Below are 13,611 nucleotides of genomic sequence, written 5' to 3' on the forward strand. Positions count from 1 at the left end.
GTTCCATGACCAAGGCTGCCGTTTTCGGTTCCGGTTCGTGGGGCACGATGTTCGCGCTCATCCTCGCCGAGGCGGGCACGGAGACCATGCTGTGGGGCCGCCGGCCCGATCTCATCGAGGCGATCAACGAGCGCCACGAGAACCCCGACTACCTGCCCGGACTCCGGCTGCCCGACCGGCTGCGCGCGACCACCGACCCGGCCGAGGCGATGGACGGCGCCGAGTTCGTCGTGCTGGCGGTGCCCTCGCAGACGCTCCGCGAGAACCTGGCGAAGTGGCGGGCCTGGCTGCCGCCCCGCGCGGTCCTGGTGAGTTTGATGAAGGGCATCGAGCTGTCCACCACGAAGCGGATGAGCGAGGTCATCGCCGAGGTCGGCGAGGTGCCCCAGGAGCGCATCGCGGTGGTGTCGGGGCCCAACCTGGTGGGCGAGTTGGCCAGGCGGCAGCCGGGCTCGACCGTCGTGGCGTGCTCCGACGAGACGGTGGCCGCCCGGCTGCAGGACGCGATCCACCTGCCCTGGTTCCGGACCTACACCAACACCGACGTGATCGGCGCCGAGGTCGGCGGCGCGGTCAAGAACGTGATCGCACTGGCCGTCGGGGTGTCGGCCGGCATGGGCATGGGCGACAACATGGCGGCGACCCTGATGACGCGGGGCCTGGCCGAGATCTCCCGGCTGGGCGTGGTGCTGGGCGCCGATCAGCACACCTTCGCCGGCCTGGCCGGAATGGGCGATCTCATAGCGACATGTACGTCCCCATTGTCCCGGAACCGCACCTTCGGTGAGAATCTTGGGCGCGGCATGACCTTCGACGAGGTCGTCTCCGTGACCAAACAGACCACCGAGGGGGTCAAGTCGTGTGAGTCGGTGCTGCAGCTGGCCCGCAAACACGACGTGGAGATGCCCATCACCGAGGTGGTCGTCGGGGTCGTCCACGACGGCATGACCCCCGGTGAGGCCGCGATGCTGCTGATGTCCCGCACCCCGAAACCAGAGCGCTACGTGTGAGAGCTGGTGACCCCCGGTGAGACGAGCACAGCGACGACTCGGCGAGAACACCAGGGCGGTGCACCTGCCCACGTCCCCGCCCGGCCGGCAGCCCGACGCCGTCGAGGCGTTCGCGGCGGCGGTCGCCGCGCTCGAGGGCGTCGCGGCCCCGCAGGACGTCTCCGGCCAGGCCTTCTCCTCCGGGATGGCGGCGATCACCGGCACCCTGCTGACCTTCCTGAGCGCCGGGTCCCACATCGTGGCCCCGGCGCCGGTGAGCGGCGCGACCTACGCGCTGCTGGCCAACGTGCTGGCCCGTTTCGGGGTCTCGGCCGACTTCGTCGACCACTCCGACATGCGCAGGGTGCGCGGCGCGATCCGGCCCACCACCAAGATCGTGTACGCCGAGACGCTAGCCAACCCCAATCTCGCGGTGGCCGACATCCGGGGCCTCTACAAGGTCGCCAAGGAGGCCGGGGCGCTGCTGGTGGTCGACTCGACGTTCGCCACCCCGGTCGTCTGCCGCCCCCTCGAACACGGCGCCGACCTGGTCGTGCACTCGGCGACCAAATACATGGGCGGCCACGACGACTGCGCGGGCGGCGTGGTGGTCGGGCGGCCCGACCTGATCGCCAAGATCCGCCAGACCCGCATCGACACCGGCTCGGCCCTCTCGCCCGACGACGCCTGCCTGCTCCGGCGCGGGCTGGAGACCCTCCCGCTGCGGGTCCGCCGCATGTGCTCGACCGCGATGGTCTTCGCGGCGGCCCTCGCCAAGCATCCCCACGTCAGACGGGTCGACTACCCGGGCCTGCCCACTCACCCGGGCCACCAGACCGCCCGCCACCTGTTCGACTCGGGCCCCGAGGGCACCCGGTTCGGCGCGGTCGTCACCGTGACCCCCCACGGCGGGTTCGAGGCCGGGGTCGCGCTGACCGACCGGCTGCGCACCTCGGTCATCGCGACGTCGCCGGGCGGCACCCACACCAACGCCGTCCACCTCGCCTCCGCCGACCGCTCCGACGAGGCACTGTCGGACGCCCTCTCGGACGCCGACGCCGGGGCCGTGCGGTTCGCGATCGGGCTCGAAGACGCCGAGGACCTCATCGTCGACGTCACCCAGGCACTCGACGCATTGGGCTCTTTGCCCCGGGCTCGGACCTGACGAGGCGTTTTTCCAACCTCGACAGGATAGATTCGGACCTCATGAACCGGATTCGAGTCGCCGTCGTGTTCGGCGGACGCAACTCCGAGCACGCGGTGTCGCTGATGGGCGCCGGGAGCGTCCTGTCGGTGATCGATAGAGATAAGTACGACGTGGTGCCGATCGGCATCGCCACCGATGGCCGATGGGTCATCGCGGCCGACACCCAGAGCTACGCCATCGAAGACGGCGCGCTGCCGGTCGTCGACACCAGCGGATCGGCCCTGGCCATCCCGCCGGGTGACGGTTCCCTGGTCGTTCTCGACGCCGGCGACATCCCGCGCTCGATCGGCGCGGTCGACGTGGTCTTCCCCGTCATGCACGGCCCCTTCGCCGAAGACGGCACCATCCAGGGCCTGCTCGAGATGGCCGGGGTCCGCTACGTCGGCTCCGGGGTCCTCGCGAGTGCCGTTGGTATGGACAAGGCGTACATGAAGGCGGTCCTGAAATCGGCCGGGCTGCCGGTGGGGCCCTACGTCGTGGTGGCCGACCGGGCCTGGCGCACCGACCGCCACCGGGTGCTCAAGGAGATCGAGGAGCTCGGCTGGCCGGTGTTCGTGAAGCCGGCGCGGGCCGGGTCGTCGCAGGGCATCTCCAAGGCCTCCTCACCTGAGGAACTGGAGACGGCGATCGAGTTCGCCCGCCAGCACGACCCGAAGGTCCTGGTCGAGGCGGCCATCGCCGGGCGCGAGATCGAGTGTGCCGTGCTCCAGGGCCTCGGCGACGAACCGCCGGCGGCGAGCGTGCCGGGCGAGGTGCTGGTCACGGGCGGGCAGGAGTTCTTCGACTTCGAGGCGAAGTACTACCCCGACCAGATGGCGCTGAAGGTCCCGACCGACCTGCCCGACGAGGTCTCGGAAGAGCTCAGAGCCATGGCGGTACGCGCCTATGAGTCGCTCGGCTGCGAGGGGCTGTCGCGGGTGGACTTCTTCTACACACCCGACGGCGACCTGGTCCTGAACGAGATCAACACGATGCCCGGATTCACGTCGCTCTCGGTGGCGCCCCAGTTGTGGGCGGCGACGGGGCTGTCCTACCCGGAGCTGGTCGACCGGCTGATCCAGCTCGCCCTGCAACGGCCTCTCGGCCTGCGTTAGGGAACCGTGGCCTTGATCGGGTCGGCGAGGTCGACCAGGACGCTGCCCGGCTGATGGTTCGCGGAGATCGTCACTTCGACGTAGGCCTCGCGGTTGACCGCGGTGAACAGGGTGGGGCGGGTGGGATCGGCGAACCAGCCGACTCCGTTGACGTCGCTCACCTCGGCGGTCGGCTCCATGGCGGCCGGGCGGTCGACGCCGCAGCGCAGCGCGATCTCCCCGGGCCCCCACACGGCGGTGTAGGGGGACACCGGATCGGTCTCGGTGCGCGTCAGCCCTTCGATGGTGGCCGGAAGCTTCGCCGTCAGGGCCCGGCAGGCGGTCGCGGCCGCCCCCTCGGGGGCGGGCGGGTCGAGGCGGACCGTCTGGGAACACCCCGCCGCCAGCACCACAACGATCAACCAGCCACGCTTCATATGTGGACGATAGGGCAGGTCAGTGTGCGCGTGATCCCCTTGACGGACTGGATCTGGGCGACCACCAGCTTGCCCAGTTCGTCGACGTTCCTGGCCTCGGCGCGCACGATCACGTCGTAGGGCCCGGTCACGTCTTCGGCCTGAGTGACCCCAGGGATCTTCGCGATGGTTTCGGCCACCGCAGCGGCCTTGCCGACCTCGGTCTGGATAAGGATGTAGGCCTGCACCATCAGGTCCTCCCGGGATTGATCACCACCGAAAGGTCAAGGTACCCCGAACACCAGGAGGTGTGACATCACAGTCGGAGAACTCGGCGAATTCGGTGTTGTTGGCCGGATATCGGGGCGTCTGCCCCAAGGTGCGACAGTCCTCCTCGGCCCTGGGGACGACGCCGCGATTCTGCGCGCGCCGGACGGCAGGGTCGTCGTCACGACGGACATGCTTCTTGAGGGTAGACACTTTCGTCGCGATTGGTCCAGTCCGTACGAGATAGGTCGAAAAGCCGCAGCTCAGAATCTTTCCGACATTTCGGCCATGGGGGCGGTGGGGACAGGGCTTTTCGTGGGGCTCGGCATACCCGCTGACCTGTCCGTGACCTGGCTCGACGGGTTGATCGACGGATTGCGCGACGAGTGCGCCGTCGTCGGGGCCAGCCTGGCCGGAGGCGACGTGACGCGCTCCGATGCGGTGGTCCTGGGCGTCACGGCTCTGGGCGATCTTGAGGGCCGCGCACCCGTGACCCGGTCGGGGGCCCGGCCCGGCGACGTGGTGGCCGTGGCGGGCACTCTGGGGCGCTCCGAGGCCGGGTTGCGGCTCCTCTCGGTGGGATTGTCAGGTTTTGACGATTTGGTGGACGCGCACCGGCGCCCCCGCCCGCCCTATCCCGAAGGGCCCCGGGCCGCCCTTCTGGGCGCCACGGCGATGCTCGACGTCAGCGACGGCCTCCTCCAGGACCTCGGCCACATCGCGGCGGCGAGCGGGGTCGCGCTGGTCCTCGACCCGATCGAGGTGCCCGGCGACCTCGCGGCGGCGGCCGAGGCGCTCGGCGCCGACCCCGTCGACTGGATCCTCACCGGCGGTGAGGACCACGCACTCGCCGCGACCTTCCCCTCCGGCGTTCTCCTGCCGCCCGAGTGGCGGATTGTAGGAAATGTGGCAGAAGGGGATGGAGTACAGGCCGGAGGGCGGGAGAATGTCCGCGGAGGTTGGGATCACTTTCGAGGATGATGGGAACTTTGTGACAGCGGCAGCGTGACCTGTTAAGAAGGTTGGCGGGTGCAATCAGGAAGGACCAGCAATGGGGCGCCACCGGGCCGGACGTACGGCCACGACCCCTGTCAAGAAAGCCACGGCTCCCGAGCCGGCGGTCGAAGAGACCGGCGGCCCCCTAGCGGGTCCGGCATCGGCCGCACCGGTCCCGAACCCGAGTGATCCCCTGCCCGCCGGTCCTCTCGCCGCCCCCGTCCAAGCTCCTCCCGGGCCGGCGGCCGACCCTTCGGCGGGCCCGCCGTCCGGCGGCCCCGCGCCGATCCTGCCGCTGACGGTGTCCGCGACGGGCTCACGCTACGTCCCCGGCCTCACCCCGACCAGGCCGGTCCCGGGCCCCGGCACGCCGTCGTCCGGCCCCGGCGCGCCTTCACCGGGCGCCTTCGCGGCGCCCGCCCAGGCTCCGATCCAGACTCCGATCCAGGCCCCGGTCCCCGGCCAAGTGCAGGGTCCGGCTCAAGGACCGGGTCAGGGCGTGGTTCAAAGCTCGGGCCAGGGTCCGCTTCAAAGCTCAGCGCATGGTTCGGTTCAAGGGCCGGGCCAGGGTCCGCTTCAAGGCTCAGCGCATGGTTCGGTTCAAGGGCCGGGCCAGGGCGCGGTTCATGGCTCAGGTCAGGGGCCTGGTCCGGGGGCAGGTCCGGGCCAGGGGCCGGCTCCGGTTCAGGCTTCCGGTCGGCCGGTGGTCGACTCCGGGCCTTTGTTCGGCCCCTCGACGGGACCGTTGCAGGCGTACGGCGGGCCGGCGACCGGGCCGATCACGGGACCGGTCACCGGTGTTCCCTCGACCGGCTCCTTCGCCGCCCAGGCTCCGGGTGGGCCGGTGGCCGACGCCGTCGTGGCCGGGGCGGTTCCCTCCACCGGTGCCTACGCTGCTCCGGCAGGACCGGGGGCGGCGCAGATGCCCTCGACCGGGATGTTCGTGGTCCCCGACTCTCCTGCGGGTGCCGACGACGCGGTGACCGGGCCCTTCACGGGGCCGATCACGGCCGATCCGCAGGGTCCCTACGACCCGGCGACCGGGCCGATCACGGCCCCCGTGCGGGCCACCCGGGAAACGCCCGCGGCGCAGCCCACGGCCCAGCTCTCCTACAAGTGGCCCGACGGCGACGAGGAGGCCGCCACCGGCGACGTGCCCGTCACCGATCCCGATGCGGCCGAGCCCGCCGGTCCCCGGCCGGGGCGGCGGCGCCGGACCAAGCAGGCGACCACCCTCGCCCGGTCGCGGCGGATGGCCCTGATCTCCGGTGTGGCCGTCGTCGTCGCGGTCTGTCTCACCGTGGCGGGGATCAGGCTGACCTCGGGGAGCACCGAGCTGGTCGTCGTGCCCACGCCCAGCGAGGCCCCGTCACCGCCTCCCTCGCCGACGCCCAGGAAGCCCTCGCCGAGTCCCACGCCGAAGGTCACCGAGTCGGCGCAGGCCACCTCGCGGCCGCATCCGCAGCCCGAGGTCACCAAGCCCAAGCCGAGTCCCAAGCCCAAGCCGCCCACGCCCACGCCCGAACCGCCCCCCGTCGAGGTCGACCTCGACCCCGGGCCGACCCAGCCGGGGCTCGGAGGGTTCGACTCGGGACGCGGCTGATTGGATGTCGGCATGACTCCACCGCGTGTGCTGACGATCGCGGGCTCCGATTCCGGCGGTGGCGCCGGAATCCAGGCCGACCTGAAGACGATGCTGGCCAACGGCGTGCACGGCATGAGCGTGTTGGCCGCGGTGACCGCGCAGAACTCCCTGGGCGTCCAGGGCTACTGGGAGCTGCCGCCCGAGGCGGTCAGGGCCCAGCTCGACTCGGTGCTCTCCGACATCGGCGTCGACGCCGTGAAGACCGGCATGCTGGCCTCACCCGTGCTGGTCGAGACGGTCGCCGGGGTGCTCGCGACGGTCGAGGCGCCGATCGTGGTCGATCCCGTCGGGGTGTCCAAGCACGGCGACCCGCTGCTCGAACCGGCGGCGGTCGACGTGCTCAAGACGCTGCTGCTGCCGCTGGCGACCGTGGTGACGCCCAACCTGTGGGAGGTCGAGCAGCTCACCGGTGTGAAGGTCGAGGCCGAGGAGCAGATGATGGCGGCGGCCGAGGCCGTGCTCGCACTCGGGCCGAAGTGGGCGCTGATCAAGGGCGGCCATCTGCCGGGTGAGCCGGTCGACCTGCTGACCGACGGCGAGACCGAATATCGCTACGGCGCCGAACGCCACGACAACCACCACACCCACGGCACCGGCTGCACCCTCGCCTCGGCCATCGCCTCGCACATCGCCCACGGCGAGCCGGTGCCCGACGCGGTCAGGCTGGCGAAGGACTACGTGACCGGCGCCATCGCCAACGGCTTCGCCCTGGGCGGGGGCATCGGCCCGGTCGACCACGCCTGGCAGTGGCGCCCTCTCGACGTCGTGCAGTGACAACGCCGTACACGAAGGAACACGAAAAGGCCCGCCCAGCAGGGCGGGCCTTTTCGAATGAGGTCTAGCGGGTGACCTTCCCGGCCTTGATGCAGGAGGTGCACACGTTCAGCCGCTTCGGCGTCCCGTTGACCGTCGCGCGCACGGTCTGGATGTTGGGCTTCCAGTTACGGCGGGTTCGGCGGTGCGAGTGGGAGACGTTGTTGCCGAAAATCGGCTTCTTAGCGCAGACGTCGCAGACGGAAGCCACGGTCATCGCTCCTTCAAGGAATCAGAGAGCCCGGGTCGTATCGGGCAGAAAGGCCAGGCCGAACGGCTGGCCATATGAGGATAGCCGATGTCGGCCAATGCATGTTAAACGAAGGGATCACCCATGCTGGACGTGCTCGACACGCAGGCGCTCCGGGCGTGGGCGCGCCGCTCGGCCGACGCTCTCGGCGCGGCCCGGGGCGACATCGACGCGCTGAACGTCTTCCCGATCCCCGATGGCGACACGGGCACCAACCTCCACCTCACCCTCCTGGCGGCGGCCGACGCCCTCGACGAACTGCCCCAGGACGCCGACCGCGAGACGGCGTGGCGCGCCTTCGCCCACGGCGCGCTCCTGGGTGCGCGCGGGAACTCCGGGGTGATCGTCAGCCAGGCGCTCCGGGGGATGGCCGAAGTCGCGGGTGACCTGCGGGCCGGGCTGGCCAGGGCGGCCGAACTCGCCACGGCGGCGGTGTCGCGGCCGGTCGAGGGGACCGTGCTGAGCGTGCTGGCCACCGCCGCCACGGCGGTCCGTGATCTCCAGGGCGACCTGGCCGCGATCGCCGCACGGGCCGCCGAGGAGGCGCGCGCGGCGCTGGCGAAGACCACCGGCCAGCTGGAGGTGCTGGCCAGGAACGGCGTGGTCGACGCGGGCGCGGCCGGCCTGGTGATCATCTTGGAGACTCTCGTGGACGTCGTCACGGGCGTCCACGGCCGCCACGACGTGCCCACGCCTGCGCGGCCGGTGACGCGCGAGGTGGACGCCTCCGACGGCTACGAGGTCATGTACCTGCTCGACGCCCCCTCGGTCGACGCTCTCCGGGCCGAACTCGACGCCCTGGGCGACTCGCTGGTGATCGTGGGCGGTGACGGGCTGTGGAACGTGCACATCCATGTGGCCGACGCCGGGGCGGCGATCGAGGCGGGGCTGGCGGCCGGGCGGCCGCACCGGATCAGGGTCACCTATCTGGGCGGCCGGGTGCACGCCACCGGTGGGCGCGGGGTCGTCGCGGTGGCCGCGGGAGACGCGCTCGGCGCGCTGTTCCGGCGGGCCGGGGCCGTGGTGGTCACCCGGGAACCCGGCTCGCCGCCGCCGCTGGCGGCCGTGCTGGCGGCGATCCGGGAGGCCGGGTCGGAGGTGGCGGTGCTGCCCAACGACGGCGGCACCCGGGCCGTGGCCGCCGCTGCCGCCGAGATCGCCCGCGAGGAGGGCGTGGCGGTCAGCGTGCTGCCGACTTTGGCGTCCGTGCAGGGCCTGGCGGCTCTGGCGGTGCACGATCCCGGGCGGCGGTTCGACGACGACGTGCTCGCCATGGCCGAGGCCGCCGCGCACACCCGGCACGGGCATGTGTGGGTCGCCAACCGGGAGGCGTTCACGTCGGCGGGGGTGTGCCGGCCGGGCGACGTCCTCGGGGTCGTGGACGGGGACGTCGCGCTCATCGGCGCCGATCTCGCCGAGGTGACCAGGGAGGTCGTGGGGCGGCTGACGTCGGCCTCCAGTGAGCTGGTGACGCTCGTGACCGGGGGCGAGACGGGGGAGGGGCTGGCGGAGGTCGTACAGGAGGAACTGGCTCTTGCGAGGCCCGATGTCGAGGTCGTGACCTATGCGGGTGGGCAGGGCGGATATCCGCTGCTCATCGGTGTCGAGTGAAATCTGTCGGCCGGGCGCGGTAGAACTGGGTCCTGTGACCAGGTTCGACGAGCCGTTGAAGCGGGTGGTCGGCGACAAGACCGCCGCGCCGCTCGAAAGTGCCCTCGGCGTCGCCACCGTGGGCGAGCTGCTGCGCCACTACCCGCGCCGCTACGCCGAGCGGGGTGAGCTGACCTCGATCGCCTCGCTGGAGAACGACGAGATCGCCACCGTCCGGGGGCGGGTGTCGGCGGTGCAGCGCCGGCCGATGAAGAACCGGCAGGGCACCTGGCTCGACGTCGAGGTCACCGACGGCAAAGACCGCATCCACCTGGCCTTCTTCGGCAAGGGCGCGTTCGTCGCCGAGCAGCGGCTGCTGCCGGGCACCGAGGCGACCTTCTCCGGCAAGGTCAACATCTTCGTCTCGCCGAAGGGCGCGAAGCGGCGTTCGCTCACCCACCCCGACTACGTCACCGACGACGAGGAGACGAGTGAGGAGTTCGCCACCGCGCCGGTGCCGATCTACCCGTCGGCGCAGAGCCTGGCGAGCTGGAAGATCGGGCGCGCGGTCCGGCTGATCCTCGACACGCTGTCGCTCGACGACCCGATCCCCTCTGACCTGCGCGGGCGCCACAACCTGATCGGGCTGGCCGAGGCGCTGACCCTGATCCACCGCCCGCGCGACCAGGGCGACATCGCCCGCGCGCGCAGCCGCCTCAAGTTCGACGAGGCGTTCACGCTCCAGGCCGTGCTGGCCCGGCGCCGCATCGCCGCCGACGCGCTTCCGGCCAAGCCGAGGCCCGGCACCTCCGACGGCCTGCTGGCCGGGTTCGACGGGCGGCTGCCCTTCGAGCTGACCGAGGGTCAGCGCACGGTGGGCGAGGAGATCTCCGCCGACCTGCGGCGCGACCATCCGATGCACCGCCTGCTCCAGGGGGAGGTGGGCGCGGGCAAGACCGTGGTGGCCCTGCGGGCGATGCTCCAGGTCGCCGACTCCGGCGGCCAGGCCGCGCTGCTCGCCCCCACCGAGGTCCTGGCCCAGCAGCACCACCGGTCGATCTCCGCGATGCTCGGCGACCTGGCGGGCGGCGGCATGTTCGGCGGCGCGTCGGTGGCGCTGCTCACCGGGTCGATGGGCGCCGCCGCGCGGCGGCAGAACCTGCTCGACGCCGCGTCCGGGGCGGCCGGGATCGTCGTCGGCACCCACGCGTTGCTGCAGGACAAGGTCCAGTTCGCCGACCTGGGGCTGGTCGTGGTCGACGAACAGCACCGCTTCGGGGTCGAGCAGCGCGACGCCCTGCGTGAGAAGTCGGTGTCCGGGCGGCCCCACGTGCTGGTGATGACGGCGACGCCGATCCCCCGCACGGTCGCCATGACCGTGTTCGGCGACCTTGAAGTGTCGACACTGTCGCAGCTCCCGTCGGGCCGGGCGCCGATCACGACCCACGTGGTCCCCGCCGCCGAGAAGCCCCACTACCTGGAGCGCACGTGGGAGCGGGTGCGCGAGGAGGTCGGGCTGGGGCGGCAGGCCTACATCGTCTGCCCCCGCATCGGCGACCTCGAAGGCGACGAGGGCGACCTGACCAAAGACGCCGACGAGCGGCGCCCGCCGCTGGCCGTGCTCGAAGTGGCCGAGATGCTGGCCTCCGGGCCGCTGGCCGGGCTGCGGGTCGAGGTCCTGCACGGCAAGCTCCCGCCCGAGGAGAAGGACGCCATCATGCGCTCCTTCACACGGGGCGAGATCGACGTCATGGTCGCCACGACGGTCATCGAGGTGGGCGTCGACGTGCCGAACTCGTCCGTCATGATCATCATGGACGCCGACCGCTTCGGCGTGTCCCAGCTCCACCAGCTCCGTGGCCGCGTCGGCCGAGGCGGCCTGCCGGGCCTGTGCCTGCTGGTCAGCGAGACCATGCCCGGCACCCCCGCCCGCGACCGCCTAGATGCGGTGGCGAGCACCCTCGACGGTTTCGAGCTCTCGCGCGTCGACCTGGAACAGCGCCGCGAGGGCGACGTCCTCGGCGCGGCCCAGTCGGGGCGCAAGTCGTCGCTCCGGATGCTCGCGCTGCTCCGCGACGAAGACGTGATCGCCGCGGCCCGAGAAGAGGCCCACAACCTCCTGTCCCGCGATCCGGATCTGGCCGACCACCCGGCGTTGAAGGCGGAGCTCGACGCGCTGGCGGCGGGGGAGCGCGCGGAGTACCTGGAGAAGACCTAGGCCGACCTGCCCGGCGTTGCGGTGCGGGGCGGGAGCGGGTGGTGAGCGCCGGTTACGTGAGCGGGGCGGGCGCGGGGGTCGGGGCCCGGGTAGGCGTAGCCGTAACGGGAGAAAGGCTTTTAGGGCTTTCGCGACAGGTTGCGAAATGGCGGAGATATGGGCGCGATCCGTGCAGGGGGCTGCCGGGCCGGTGGCCCTGGGTCATAGAAATGACCCAGGGCCCAGCCATGGGACGGCCTCCCCCCGAATGCCGTCCCCGGCTGGGCCCACCCTCGGGTCAGGTGCCGAGGGCGCCGGCGTGCGGAAGGGCTCACGATCACGCCGGCCGGCCTTCCCCTGGGTCACCTGAAGGCCGCAAACCCATAGTGCAGGGCCCCTGCCACGAACGGAACGACCCTGGCCGTTCCTTCGCCAGGCATTACCGAGAGTTTCCATTCCGGATCTCCGGGAGAATGGGCACGTGACGCGTCTCATCGCCGGAATCGCCGGTGGCAGGCGGATCGAGGTCCCGCCAGGCAAGGGAACCCGGCCCACCAGCGACCGCGCCCGTGAGGGCATCTTCTCGACCGTCCTGTCGCTCGTCGGCGTGCCGGAGCGGGTGGCCGACCTCTACGCCGGGTCGGGGGCCGTCGGGCTCGAGTCGCTCAGCCGGGGCGCGGGGCACGCGCTGCTCGTCGAGTCCGACGCCAAGGCGCTGCGCACGATCAGGGCCAATGTCGCGGCGCTGAACCTGCCGGGCGCGGTCGTGCTGGCCGAGCGGGTCGAGCGGCTGGTCGCCCGGCCGTGCGAGGGCGAGCCCTACGACTTCGTGTTCGCCGACCCGCCCTACGCCGTGTCCGACGCCGTCGTCGAGAAGATGCTGGTCGACTTGCGGGCCGGCGGCTGGCTGGCCGACGGCGCCCTCGTCGCGGTCGAACGCGAGACCAGAGGGAACGATCTGCGATGGCCCCCCGGTTTCGAGGAGGCCAGGGCCCGTCGTTACGGTGAAGCGACCGTTTGGTACGGTCACGCCAACCAGGCCGATTGAGGGGGTTGTTGTGCGCAGGGTCGTCTGCCCCGGATCTTTCGATCCCGTGACGAATGGCCACCTGGACATCATTGGCCGCACGTCACGTCTGTACGACGAGGTCGTCGTCGCGGTGTTGATCAACATCGAGAAGACCAGTCTGTTCACCGTCGAGGAGCGCATTGACATGCTCCAGGCGGTGACCAAGGAATACGGCAACGTGCGGGTCGAGAAGTTCCACGGCCTCCTGGTCGACTTCGCCCGCCAGCAGGGCATCCCGACGATCGTCAAGGGCCTGCGCGCGGTCAGCGACTTCGACTACGAGCTCCAGATGGCGCAGCTCAACTACCGGATGTCGGGGGTCGAGACGCTCTTCATGTCGACCAACCCCGAATACTCCTTCCTGTCGTCCAGCAGGCTGAAGGAGATCGCCCGCTACGGGGGAGACGTCTCGGGCCTGGTGCCCGATCTCGTCCTCGAACTGCTGGTGGAGCGCTTGCGCGGCTGAGCCCTTCGGCGGGCTGGTATTCTTGCGTTTCGGCCTTGCATGACGGCGTTCATTAGCCATGCCTAAGAGACCAGGATGAAAGTGCACACCCTCGACCCACGCGCTCCATGGGTGATTTCGACCCATGACCTCGGGCGCCGCCCGGGGTCGATGCGCACGATGAAACCCGTTCTCCCGGCTCCGGCGGATGTCGCGGTCGGCTTGATCGGTGTCCCCAAAGACGCCGACGTCGAGCTGGATCTCCGGCTCGAAGCAGTGATGGAAGGCGTGCTCGTCACGGGCACGGCGCTGGCCCCTCTCACGGGAGAGTGCTCGCGCTGCCTGGAACCGCTGACCTCGGATGTCGAGGTCGACTTCCAGGAGCTCTTCTTCTACACGGCGGAAGACGCCGGCGAGGACGACCAGATCCTCGACGGCGAGCTACTGGATCTTGAGCCGACTTTCCGTGACGCGGTGGTGCTCGCGCTGCCGTTGAGTCCCGTGTGCAGCGACGACTGCACCGGCCTCTGCTCGGAGTGCGGGGTCAGACTGGCCGAGGCCGGTCCCGACCACCGTCACGAGACGCTCGATCCCCGCTGGGCATCACTGCGGGGCCTGGTTTCCAACAACGACGAAGACGATCAGGAGGCCTGA

Annotated in this window: 14 protein-coding genes; 11 read left to right on the forward strand and 3 right to left on the reverse strand. The window is 71.0% G+C overall.

Features of this window, described 5'->3' with window-relative positions:
- The first annotated feature begins 5 nt into the window (after positions 1–5).
- From ACYQ78_RS26105 to ACYQ78_RS26115, 3 genes are read left to right on the forward strand one after another with little or no spacing between them, the layout of a single operon-like run.
- Complete coding sequence (locus ACYQ78_RS26105; protein WP_459803545.1) at positions 6–1,010, forward strand: NAD(P)H-dependent glycerol-3-phosphate dehydrogenase; 1,005 nt, start codon at positions 6–8, stop codon at positions 1,008–1,010.
- 16 nt (positions 1,011–1,026) lie between these two features.
- Positions 1,027–2,154, forward strand: coding sequence for a trans-sulfuration enzyme family protein (locus tag ACYQ78_RS26110; protein ID WP_459803546.1), 1,128 nt, complete (start codon positions 1,027–1,029; stop codon positions 2,152–2,154).
- 41 nt (positions 2,155–2,195) lie between these two features.
- On the forward strand, positions 2,196–3,290 hold the full coding sequence (locus tag ACYQ78_RS26115) for a D-alanine--D-alanine ligase family protein (RefSeq protein ID WP_459803547.1): 1,095 nt from the start codon (positions 2,196–2,198) through the stop codon (positions 3,288–3,290).
- Here ACYQ78_RS26115 and ACYQ78_RS26120 read toward each other — a convergent pair.
- On the reverse strand, positions 3,287–3,706 hold the full coding sequence (locus tag ACYQ78_RS26120; protein ID WP_459803548.1) for a DUF3515 domain-containing protein: 420 nt from the start codon (positions 3,704–3,706) through the stop codon (positions 3,287–3,289). The genes ACYQ78_RS26115 and ACYQ78_RS26120 overlap by 4 nt on opposite strands.
- Positions 3,703–3,936: an Lrp/AsnC family transcriptional regulator gene (locus ACYQ78_RS26125; RefSeq protein WP_459803549.1), complete on the reverse strand. Its 234-nt coding sequence runs from the start codon at positions 3,934–3,936 to the stop codon at positions 3,703–3,705. Before ACYQ78_RS26125 ends, ACYQ78_RS26120 begins: the two co-directional genes overlap by 4 nt.
- A gap of 64 nt (positions 3,937–4,000) precedes the next feature.
- On the opposite strand from ACYQ78_RS26125, the gene ACYQ78_RS26130 reads away from it, so the two are divergent.
- The 3 genes from ACYQ78_RS26130 to thiD all read left to right on the forward strand — a co-directional run bounded on the left by ACYQ78_RS26130 (position 4,001) and on the right by thiD (position 7,367).
- A complete protein-coding gene (locus ACYQ78_RS26130) occupies positions 4,001–4,933 on the forward strand; it encodes a thiamine-phosphate kinase (protein WP_459803797.1) in 933 nt (310 codons plus the stop codon).
- A gap of 718 nt (positions 4,934–5,651) precedes the next feature.
- Positions 5,652–6,551, forward strand: a complete 900-nt coding sequence (locus ACYQ78_RS26135) for a hypothetical protein (RefSeq protein WP_459803550.1) — start codon at positions 5,652–5,654, stop codon at positions 6,549–6,551.
- A 12-nt stretch (positions 6,552–6,563) separates the two neighbouring features.
- Positions 6,564–7,367 carry a bifunctional hydroxymethylpyrimidine kinase/phosphomethylpyrimidine kinase gene (thiD, locus tag ACYQ78_RS26140; protein ID WP_459803551.1) on the forward strand — a complete coding sequence of 268 codons (804 nt, stop codon included), beginning with the start codon at positions 6,564–6,566 and terminating at the stop codon, positions 7,365–7,367.
- A gap of 64 nt (positions 7,368–7,431) precedes the next feature.
- On the opposite strand, the gene rpmB is transcribed toward thiD, so the two are convergent.
- Positions 7,432–7,617: a 50S ribosomal protein L28 gene (gene rpmB, locus ACYQ78_RS26145; RefSeq protein ID WP_030456605.1), complete on the reverse strand. Its 186-nt coding sequence runs from the start codon at positions 7,615–7,617 to the stop codon at positions 7,432–7,434.
- Positions 7,618–7,740: 123 nt separating this feature from the next.
- Between rpmB and ACYQ78_RS26150 the strand changes: the two genes are divergently transcribed.
- From ACYQ78_RS26150 to ACYQ78_RS26170, 5 genes are all read left to right on the forward strand, one after another.
- Positions 7,741–9,267 carry a DAK2 domain-containing protein gene (locus tag ACYQ78_RS26150; RefSeq protein WP_459803552.1) on the forward strand — a complete coding sequence of 509 codons (1,527 nt, stop codon included), beginning with the start codon at positions 7,741–7,743 and terminating at the stop codon, positions 9,265–9,267.
- A 34-nt stretch (positions 9,268–9,301) separates the two neighbouring features.
- Complete coding sequence (gene recG / locus ACYQ78_RS26155; RefSeq protein WP_459803553.1) at positions 9,302–11,464, forward strand: ATP-dependent DNA helicase RecG; 2,163 nt, start codon at positions 9,302–9,304, stop codon at positions 11,462–11,464.
- Between the two features lie 460 nt (positions 11,465–11,924).
- Positions 11,925–12,491: a 16S rRNA (guanine(966)-N(2))-methyltransferase RsmD gene (gene rsmD / locus ACYQ78_RS26160; RefSeq protein ID WP_459803554.1), complete on the forward strand. Its 567-nt coding sequence runs from the start codon at positions 11,925–11,927 to the stop codon at positions 12,489–12,491.
- Between the two features lie 10 nt (positions 12,492–12,501).
- Positions 12,502–12,978 (forward strand): pantetheine-phosphate adenylyltransferase, encoded by a 477-nt coding sequence (gene coaD / locus ACYQ78_RS26165; RefSeq protein WP_459803555.1) that lies wholly within the window; start codon positions 12,502–12,504, stop codon positions 12,976–12,978.
- 75 nt (positions 12,979–13,053) lie between these two features.
- Entirely contained in the window at positions 13,054–13,611 is a 558-nt protein-coding gene (locus ACYQ78_RS26170) for a YceD family protein (protein WP_459803556.1), read from the forward strand.

Source organism: Herbidospora sp. RD11066, from assembly GCF_054661255.1.

Bases quoted from the DNA above. Each gene is read 5' to 3' on its own strand.
- ACYQ78_RS26105 (WP_459803545.1), top strand. From the start codon at position 6: ATGACCAAGGCTGCCGTTTTCGGTTCCGGTTCGTGGGGCACGATGTTC.
- ACYQ78_RS26115 (WP_459803547.1), top strand. From the start codon at position 2,196: ATGAACCGGATTCGAGTCGCCGTCGTGTTCGGCGGACGCAACTCCGAG.
- ACYQ78_RS26120 (WP_459803548.1), bottom strand. From the start codon at position 3,706: ATGAAGCGTGGCTGGTTGATCGTTGTGGTGCTGGCGGCGGGGTGTTCC.
- ACYQ78_RS26125 (WP_459803549.1), bottom strand. From the start codon at position 3,936: ATGGTGCAGGCCTACATCCTTATCCAGACCGAGGTCGGCAAGGCCGCT.
- thiD (WP_459803551.1), top strand. From the start codon at position 6,564: ATGACTCCACCGCGTGTGCTGACGATCGCGGGCTCCGATTCCGGCGGT.
- ACYQ78_RS26150 (WP_459803552.1), top strand. From the start codon at position 7,741: ATGCTGGACGTGCTCGACACGCAGGCGCTCCGGGCGTGGGCGCGCCGC.
- ACYQ78_RS26170 (WP_459803556.1), top strand. From the start codon at position 13,054: ATGAAAGTGCACACCCTCGACCCACGCGCTCCATGGGTGATTTCGACC.